This window comes from candidate division KSB1 bacterium (assembly GCA_022562085.1).
GTDB lineage: Bacteria > Zhuqueibacterota > Zhuqueibacteria > Oceanimicrobiales > Oceanimicrobiaceae > Oceanimicrobium.
The window spans coordinates 1-8,827 of the sequence record JADFPY010000179.1 but is presented as its reverse complement, the minus strand read 5'-3'; the positions used below and the strand labels follow the sequence as shown (position 1 = coordinate 8,827).

7 protein-coding genes are annotated in these 8,827 nt (G+C 46.6%); all 7 read left to right on the top strand.

Going from position 1 to position 8,827, the window contains the following annotated elements:
- A complete protein-coding gene (locus tag IH879_14355) occupies positions 1–876 on the top strand; it encodes a PIG-L family deacetylase (GenBank protein MCH7676117.1) in 876 nt (291 codons plus the stop codon).
- A gap of 117 nt (positions 877–993) precedes the next feature.
- Positions 994–2,253 (top strand): MFS transporter, encoded by a 1,260-nt coding sequence (locus IH879_14350; protein MCH7676116.1) that lies wholly within the window; start codon positions 994–996, stop codon positions 2,251–2,253.
- A 182-nt stretch (positions 2,254–2,435) separates the two neighbouring features.
- Positions 2,436–2,897, top strand: coding sequence for a DUF1569 domain-containing protein (locus tag IH879_14345; protein MCH7676115.1), 462 nt, complete (start codon positions 2,436–2,438; stop codon positions 2,895–2,897).
- Positions 2,898–3,253: 356 nt separating this feature from the next.
- On the top strand, positions 3,254–4,108 hold the full coding sequence (locus IH879_14340; protein MCH7676114.1) for an ROK family protein: 855 nt from the start codon (positions 3,254–3,256) through the stop codon (positions 4,106–4,108).
- 153 nt (positions 4,109–4,261) lie between these two features.
- Entirely contained in the window at positions 4,262–6,901 is a 2,640-nt protein-coding gene (locus tag IH879_14335) for a hypothetical protein (protein MCH7676113.1), read from the top strand.
- A complete protein-coding gene (nagB, locus tag IH879_14330) occupies positions 6,902–7,648 on the top strand; it encodes a glucosamine-6-phosphate deaminase (GenBank protein MCH7676112.1) in 747 nt (248 codons plus the stop codon).
- A 191-nt stretch (positions 7,649–7,839) separates the two neighbouring features.
- Positions 7,840–8,827 (top strand): anion permease (locus IH879_14325; GenBank protein ID MCH7676111.1); only part of this gene is annotated, 988 nt, incomplete at its 3' end.

Here is an 8,827-nt window from a genome sequence, read left to right as displayed (position 1 = left end):
ATAATAACACTCTGCTGCATTACTTTAGCATTCCCGCAAAATGCCAAAGATTCGGATGATGGAAAGATTCGAGTCATTGTGATTGGTGCACACCCGGATGACTGTGATTTAAAATCTGGCGGCACCGCAGCGCTATTTGCTGAAATGGGTCATGCAGTAAAATTTGTCGCGGTCACCAATGGTGACGCCGGACATCAGACGGAGGGCGGTGGCGCACTCGCCAGGCGCAGACGTGCCGAGGCCCAGGAATCCCGACGTCGTTTAGGCATTGACGAATATGTTACTTTGGATAATCATGATGCTGAACTGGTTCCCAGCCTGGAAGTACGGCACCAGATCATCAGGCTGATTCGTAACTGGAATGCCGACATCGTGCTTTCGCCGCGGCCGAATGACTACCACCCGGATCACCGTTATACCGGCGAGTTGGTTCAGGATGCAGCCTATTTGGTAATCGTGCCGAATGTCACGCCGGATACGCCGCCGCTAAAGAAAAACCCAATTTTTCTCTACCTGAGCGATGGTTTCCAGCGGCCGAATCCATTTCGACCTGACATCGCAGTTGCTATCGATAAAACCTTTGATAAAAAAATGAACGGTCTGGACGCACACGTTTCCCAGTTTTACGAATGGCTGCCATGGACATCGGGTGGGCTGGCCGAAGTGCCGAAGGGTACGGCTGAGCGAAAGGAATGGCTGAAGGAAAAATGGGGCGGCAGGTCCTCCATATCGCCTGAAGTCCGCAAGTCGCTTGAAAAGTGGTATGGCGCTCAAAAAGCTAAGGATATAAAATATGCGGAGGCATTTGAAATTTGTGAATACGGTAAGCAGCCCAGTGATGAAGAAATCAGACGATTGTTTCCAATGCTGAAGTGAAACGTAAAACGTAAAAACGTGAAAAATAAAAAAATAACAGTAAGATCAATCCTGACCGAAAATACGCTCGTCTGACGTTTCACGTCTCACATCTGACGTTAAAAGGAGGGTAAACCCATTCGAAGAAGCTATTATGTTGTCGGCCTTATTTTTCTCATCTTTTTTGTTATCTCATTTTTAACAAATATTATTGGCCCGCTCGTCCCTGAGATTATCGATGATTTTAAACTAAGCTTAACGCTGGTCGCGGTGCTGCCATTTGCGTTTTTTATTGCTTACGGCGTCATGTCCATTCCGGCGGGGTTGCTCATTGAGAAGTTCCAGGAAAAACCGGTCATGGTGGCCGCCTTCGCCATAGCGTTTTTGGGCTCATTAATTTTGGCGTTGTTTCCAAGTTATTTGACTGCTGTTTTTTCCCTGTTTCTGATAGGTTCGGGAATGGCCATGCTGCAGGTAGCTATTAACCCTTTGTTGAGGGAGGCCGGGGGAGAAGAGCACTTCGCATTCAATGCTACGGTAGCACAATTGATTTTCGGCGCCGCTTCCTTCATCAGTCCCCTGGTATATTCCTATCTCGTGCTTAATCTTGAGAAAAAATCCTCCGATTCAAACATCCTGATCACGACATTATCAAAGGTCGTTCCTGAAAATATCCCCTGGATATCTCTTTATTGGCTTTTTGCGGTTATTTCTTTGCTCATGGTTGGTGTTATATTTATCTCAAGAATACCTGAGGTTGAACGCAAAGCTGATGACCAGGTTGGCGCTTTAAAAACTCATCTTGAATTGCTTAAGAAACCAACTGTTATTTTGTTTTTCCTGGGGATATTCACTTATGTAGGACTTGAGCAGGGGGTGGCAAACTGGATCTCTGAATTCCTGAACAAATACCATGGCTACGATCCCCAAACAACCGGCGCTAAAACGGTCGCCTGGTTCTGGGGGCTTATGACCATTGGCGGCATCGCAGGTATCGTGTTGTTGAAATTACTCGACAGCAAAATAGTGCTGGTTATATTCACCATTGCGGCGATCATGAGTTTAACCGCAGCCCTGTTTATGTCGGGTTCGGTCGCATTAATTGCTTTCCCTTTGGTTGGATTTTTTTCTTCTGTCATGTATCCGGTTATATTTTCCCTGGCGCTCAATTCGGTCGAAGAACACCATGGAAGTTTTTCAGGTATCCTGGTCACGGCCATTGTTGGTGGCGCCGTCGTGCCGCTGATTGTCGGTGGACTTGGGGATCTCATGGGTTTGAGAAATGGCATGCTGTTTTTATTTCTCCCGATGGCGTACATCTTGAGTATCGGATTCTGGGCTAAACCCCTGATTAAAAATGTAACCGTCGAATTTGGGAAAAAGGAATCTGCTGTGTAAACGGAAAGGATTTTTGACTACCGGAGTTTTCGCGAAAAAGTGGGCAGGATTTCACGTGCCTCTCTTTTTTTCAAAATTCAACAGAGTGGTCTCATTCAAGTCGTTAGCGCGGTAATTCCGGGTGGAATTTAATTCCGAATCTAATTAAAAACACACACAATTACTTAGAAGAAAATAGGTAAATGACACTGGATTTACAGACCTTAAATAAACTGAACAATTATATTCCAAGATGTTCAGTCAAGAATGAGAAGGTTTCAAAGTGGTCAGTAGGAATGCAAATAGAGCATTGTCTCCTGGGAACAAGGGGAATATGTAGCGCACTAAGTAATTCAAAACCATATACTGGCAAGATAAAAAAGGGTCTCTTGCGACGGATCATATTTCTAACCGGGATAATTCCCCGTGGGCGTGGCAAGACCCCGGATGCAGCAATACCTGATGAACAAACAACTGAATCGGGGTTAAGAGAGCTTCTGGCAGAAGCGAGTCTGTCAGCCCAAAAAGCAGCCGAATCAGATTGCGATTGTTGGTGGAAACATTTTGCATTTGGCGTTATGAAAAGAGATGAGGCTTTGAAATTTGTAGAGATTCACAACAAACATCATTTGAAAATTATTTCTGATATATTATCCAACAACTAACAAGGAAATTGAACGGATGCTCTTTCGCGACGCCACTCGTTCTGCCGTTAAAGTATTGTCGGTAAACTTTTGTATTCTTTTGCAAAAAAAAATCACGCAAAGACGCCAAGGCGCAGAGATACCGCTGAGAGAAACAAAAAAAATGAGAATTTCAGCTTTCGAACCAAAAAATTTTGACGTCCGAGAAACGCAGTGATTTTTGCCATAAAATTCCAGGCGAAAATAAACGGCGAGAAAACTTTGCGTATTCTTTGCGTCTCTGCGACTTTGCGTGCACTTTTGCTCTTTTGGATTGCGGCTTGGCCGCGTTAGGATTGAGTCCATTAATTTGACTATCATCTGTGGGTTTGTGAGCAATGAAAGAGAAAAATATATTAGGACTTGATTTAGGCGGTACCAACGCCCGTGCGGGGTTAGTACGAAATCAACAGCTCGGGCAGGTGTCCTCAATAAAAATAAATCCAAATGGTTCAGTGGATGAAGTCCTGGCTCAGATCTGCGGGTTAATAGATGAGTCAAAGCCTGAAAACCTTGACGGCATCGGTATAGGCGTCCCGAGTGTCGTGGATATTGAAAAAGGCATCGTTTATGATGTGCAGAATATACCATCCTGGAAGGAAGTGCCTATTAAGTCCATAATGCAAGAAAGGTATTCTACCCCAACGTTTGTAAATAATGACGCCAATTGTTTTGCACTGGGCGAAAAATATTTCGGCAAGGGCGTGGGATATCAATCGATAATTGGACTTATTCTGGGGACTGGATTCGGGGGCGGTGTCATCGTCGATGGCAAGTCATATGCCGGGGTAAATTGCGGAGCCGGGGAATTCGGCATGATTCCTTATCTGGACAGTATTTATGAGCACTACTGCAGCGGCCAATTCTTCACCAGGAATTTTCAGCAAACCGGCGAGGAGGTTTTTCAGCGAGCCGTGCGGGATGAAGAAGAAGCTTTGAAAGTGTGGACAGAGTACGGCCGCCATTTGGGGAATGGTATTAAGACGATTCTTCATGCATACGACCCGGAGATAATTATCTTAGGCGGCTCCGTTCGGAAAGCCCTGCGATTTTTCGAGCAATCCATGTGGGAGTCTATAGAATCTTTCACGTATTCGAATTCGATCAAACGTTTGAAGATCGAAGTCTCAGAACTTGACCATATAGCAATATTGGGAGCGGCTGCCCTTTATTATGATGCTGAAAGGGCCTGAAGTTGATTTGCCTGAAGTATTGAGAAAAATCCACCACCGAGACACCGGGGACACTGAATAAATAGGGCAACGCATATGTGTCGGAGACCGCTACGCTTAACTCCGACACAATCAGTGTAGATAGAAAAGGCATAGAAGGAGATATTCCCCAACATGAAAAAATTGCTCCAAATAATTGTAATAATCCCGTTGCTTGCATTTGTCGGATCTTCATTGGCTCAGTCAAGGCTTCGTCTGCAGGTGAATCAGCCCATTGCAGGAGCGCCTTTGACCCTGGGAATCCCCTTTCCGAAAGGTGTCTTGCATTCGCCCGACCATGTTCGCGTTTTAAATGCAAAAGGTAAAGAGATCCCTTCTCAAATTACCGAAGTCACCACCTGGATGCCGGCTGATGAAAGCATCAAATGGATTTGGGTGTTCTTCTTTTGCGAGAATTCAGATCGGTATTTCCTGGAGTATGGAAAGAACGTTGTTCGCGCCCCGATACCGAGTGAAAGGATTGCGGTAAACAATAACCAGCGCGCAAGGGGTTATATTACAATCTCCACGGGACCGCTTCGTTTCCGAATAAACAAGAAAGGTAACGGCTTTTTGGACAAAGTGGAACTCGATCTGGCCGGAGATGGATTTGATGAAAATGACATCATAGCCGAAGGGCCAGAAGGGCGAGGTTCATTCCTCGATATCCTCGACGATATCGGACTCGATAAATCAAAGGCGGTGATCAAAAGAAATTGGATTGAGAAGGGCTCCGGTCCCCTGCACATGATAATCAGAGCGGAAGGTGAATATCAATACTCGCGGGACGATAATAATCCCTCTCCATTTGTGCTGAGGGTACATGCCTATGCCGGGAAGTCTTATGTTCGTGTGTTGCACACACTGACCTATACCGGAGAACCCGACAAACACAAGCCTTTTGAAGGTGAACACGCCTTGATTGCCACAGGGTCAGAGAATATCATTGATGAAGAGACTTTGGTGGGTGATCCGGGCTGGACGCAACCGAATGACAGGATTGCTGCAGCCGGTCTCTCTCTCGATTATAAATTGTCGGGTGAACTGAATTATCTGACCTCTTATCGCAAAGGCGAGTGGTGGCAGCCGGGAGACCGGCAGTTTTTCGAAACCCTGGTAGCCTCGCAAAAAGAGCTGTCAATCATTCAGTCTGGCCCAAAACCGACCCGTATGCCACCCGTCCCGAATTCTACACCAGAAGAAAGAATCGATGGTTTTTTCGCAAGGATTGCTTCGGATTCTGAAACCCTGGTTGAGTCCTCTAAAGCTGATGGTTGGATCGATATCTCTGACCAACGCTGGGGAATCAGCGTTGGCATGCGCCGTTTTTTCGAAGAATACCCAAAAGAAATCAGTCTGGATATTGCTGCAAAAGAAGTGACTGCTTTTTCCTGGTCTCCCGACGCGGAACCGATGAGTTTTGCCCGTCTTTCCAGTGAATTGGACGGCGGCATGGTCAGTAATTTTGCCCAGGGATTAACCAAGACGACGGAGTTGGTTTATAACTTTCACAAAGCCGGGGAGAGCCGCGCTGATATCGAGAATAAAATGCGCTACTTCCTCGATCCACCCGTTGCCCATGCAGAACCCGAGTGGTATGCAAATAGTGAAGTGTATGGTTCATTTGCACCGGCTTCGGAGAAATTTCCTGAATTTGAGCGCGGGCTGGACTACAAGTTCAAGTGGATGCTTTTCAACCAGAACTGGGAACCCTGGTACGGCATGTTTGACTATGGTGACAGGCAAACATACTACTACAACATGGATTGGATTCTCTGGAATAATAACGAGCCGGGTCAGGATTACATGCGCTGGCTGCACTTTATGCGAACCGGGGATCGAGAAATCTACCTCTCAGCGGAAGCGGCCAGCCGCCACAGCATGGATGTAGATAATATTCACTGGCCCGCCGATCCCGAATATATTGGCGATTCCAATTACGCGCTCGACTACTGGAAGGAGAAGGAACAGCCGCAGGGCAACCCCTATCTTGGAATGGGCGCCCGCGAGGGCAGACAGCACTGGGGGACGTTATACAGCGCCCATGTCTGGACGATGGGTTGGATCGCCTCTTATTATCTGACTGGATATCACCGAGGATTGGAAGTCGCCAAATTAACCGCAGAAACCTACCTGAAGCACATTTGGGGTGAACATGATTTAAGGGGAAGGCGCCTGTACCTGTCTGTCTGGAATCTGGCGGAGATCTATGACGCAACGAAGGATGAGCGATATCTTGAGGAGTTAAAAGATCGAGTGAACACAATGTTGCGCTTGCAGCAGCCGCAGGGCGGCAGCCTCGTGCTGGATCGCTATGGATATGCACAGGTCTATGTCTCACATGGTTTACGAAAATACTTACAGCTTACCGGAGAACAAAGGGTTCAAACAGCTCTTGTACGTCATGCACGATGGCTGCGCGACGTCCCGCCCCGCAACCACGGAATGGAATCGTTTTTATCGACTATTCACAGTTTGTTACTTGGATATAAATTATCTGGAGAACCAAGCCTGTTCCGTGAAGCTGTTAAAAGAGCCGAATTACTGAAAACGGACAAACTTTCCGATCCGAACCTCTTTGATGGATCACATACCCAGCTTGAGCTGTTTAATGCCCTTGAAAGTGTGGATCATATGCCCCCCAATGAGCAGGCACCGGACAGGCGTCCTAACTGGACTCTTAACGGAGGCTCAAGAGTTTTCGGCTGGACACATGCTTATAATGTTCCATATTTACTATATTGGCTGGAAAAACAAGGATACCCGGAGAAGTAAATGTTAGTTGTTATAAAAGACAATTTTGAAGAAATGAGCAGGGAGGCGGCAAAACTATTTGCAAGTCTGGTCCGTAGAAAGCCGGATTGTGTTCTTGGATTTGCAACGGGAAGTACGCCCCTGGGGATGTATAAAGAGTTGATTCGGTTGCACAAAAAAGAAGGGTTGGATTTTTCGAAAGTCATTACATTTAACCTGGACGAGTATGTTGGGCTGCCGCCCTCTCATGAACAAAGCTACCATTATTTCATGTGGGAGAATTTGTTTAAGCATATCAATGTAGATCCACGACATGTTCATATTCCAATGGGAATGGCGGAAAATATTGAAGAATTTTGTCAATGGTATGAAGAAAAAATTGACGGGTGTGGCGGCATCGACTTACAAATTCTGGGAATTGGCGCAAACGGTCATATCGCTTTTAATGAGCCCGGATCTTCCCTGGGGTCAAGAACGCGGATAAAAACCCTCAGCGATCAAACCTGCGAGGACAATGCCCGTTTTTTTGAAAATAAAGACGAGGTACCCAGGTATGCCATTACCATGGGGGTGGGCACAATCATGCAGGCCCATGAACTCCTCTTATTGGCCAGCGGTGCTGCAAAAGCGGACGCAATAAAAGCTACTGTTGAGGGTCCTGTCATGGCAAAGTACCCGGCGACAATTGTACAGCTCCATCAATTTGCGACTGTCCTGGTTGATAGAGACGCCGCGTCCAAACTTGAAGGAAGCTACTCGGGATTTTGATACTTATTTATGAAACCTCAAGCCCCCGCAAGTGTCAAAAACTAACCTTAGTGCTCCGTTTCAAAAATCTTTGTAGGGATTGAATGTTTGGAGTTCACGCTTTAGCGTGTTTTGCATTGCAGATATGACAGCCTAAAGGCTGAACTCCGAACTCACAGCTCGGCTTATTCATTCAAAAACAGAACGGTTCTATGCAAAACAAATCCGAAAACTATTCAAAGCGTCAAATAATCGGTTTTGTAATCACTTTGCCGCTTTTCATCATTTTGCTGCTGCTGCCGGCACCTGCGGGCTTATCCGTTGCAGGTTGGCGCGTTTTTGCCATTGCCGCGATCATGGCAATTCTCTGGATGACAGAATCCATTCCCATTCCTGTGACGGCCCTTTTACCTTTGATCTTATTTCCTTTCTTGGGTGTGATTGGCTTTGGGGATGTGGCAGCGAGTTACGCCAACAGCAACGTATTTCTTTTTATGGGAGGATTTTTTATCGCAATCACTATGCAAAAATGGGGATTGCATCGCCGCATCGCGCTCTATCTCATCTGGGGTATCGGTACAAGCCCACGACGGATCATTCTTGGTTTTATGGTGGCAACGGCTTTCTTGTCCATGTGGATTTCAAACACCGCTACAACCATGATGCTGTATCCGATTGGTCTGGCGGTCATTCTTCACTTAATGGAGAGTCGGGTTGGCGGTGAATCAGCTACCGACGACTCCATATTAAATTTCAGAACCGCCCTGATGCTTGGCATTGCTTATGCGGCCAGCATAGGCGGCATCTCAACACTTGTCGGCACGCCGCCAAACATCGTTTTCGTCAGCGCTTTTTCAAAACTCTATCCCGAAGCGCCCGAAATTAGTTTCTTTACCTGGTTTATGGTCGGCTCTCTTTTACTCCTGTTGTTCTTGCCGATATGCTGGATTGTCCTGACCAGGATTGCGTTCAGGGTAAGTAACAAAAGCTTTCCCGGGGGTAGACAAGTGATTCGTGAACAGCTTAATAAGCTTGGACCCATGTTAATACAAGAAAAGCTTGTGGCCGTTGTCTTTGCGGCGACAGCGCTTGCCTGGATCACCAGAAAGGACGTGACCATCGGATCTGCCACATTGAAAGGATGGTCCTCTATGCTCGGCGCCGCCGATTTCGTACACGATGGCACGGTTGCCATGCTGG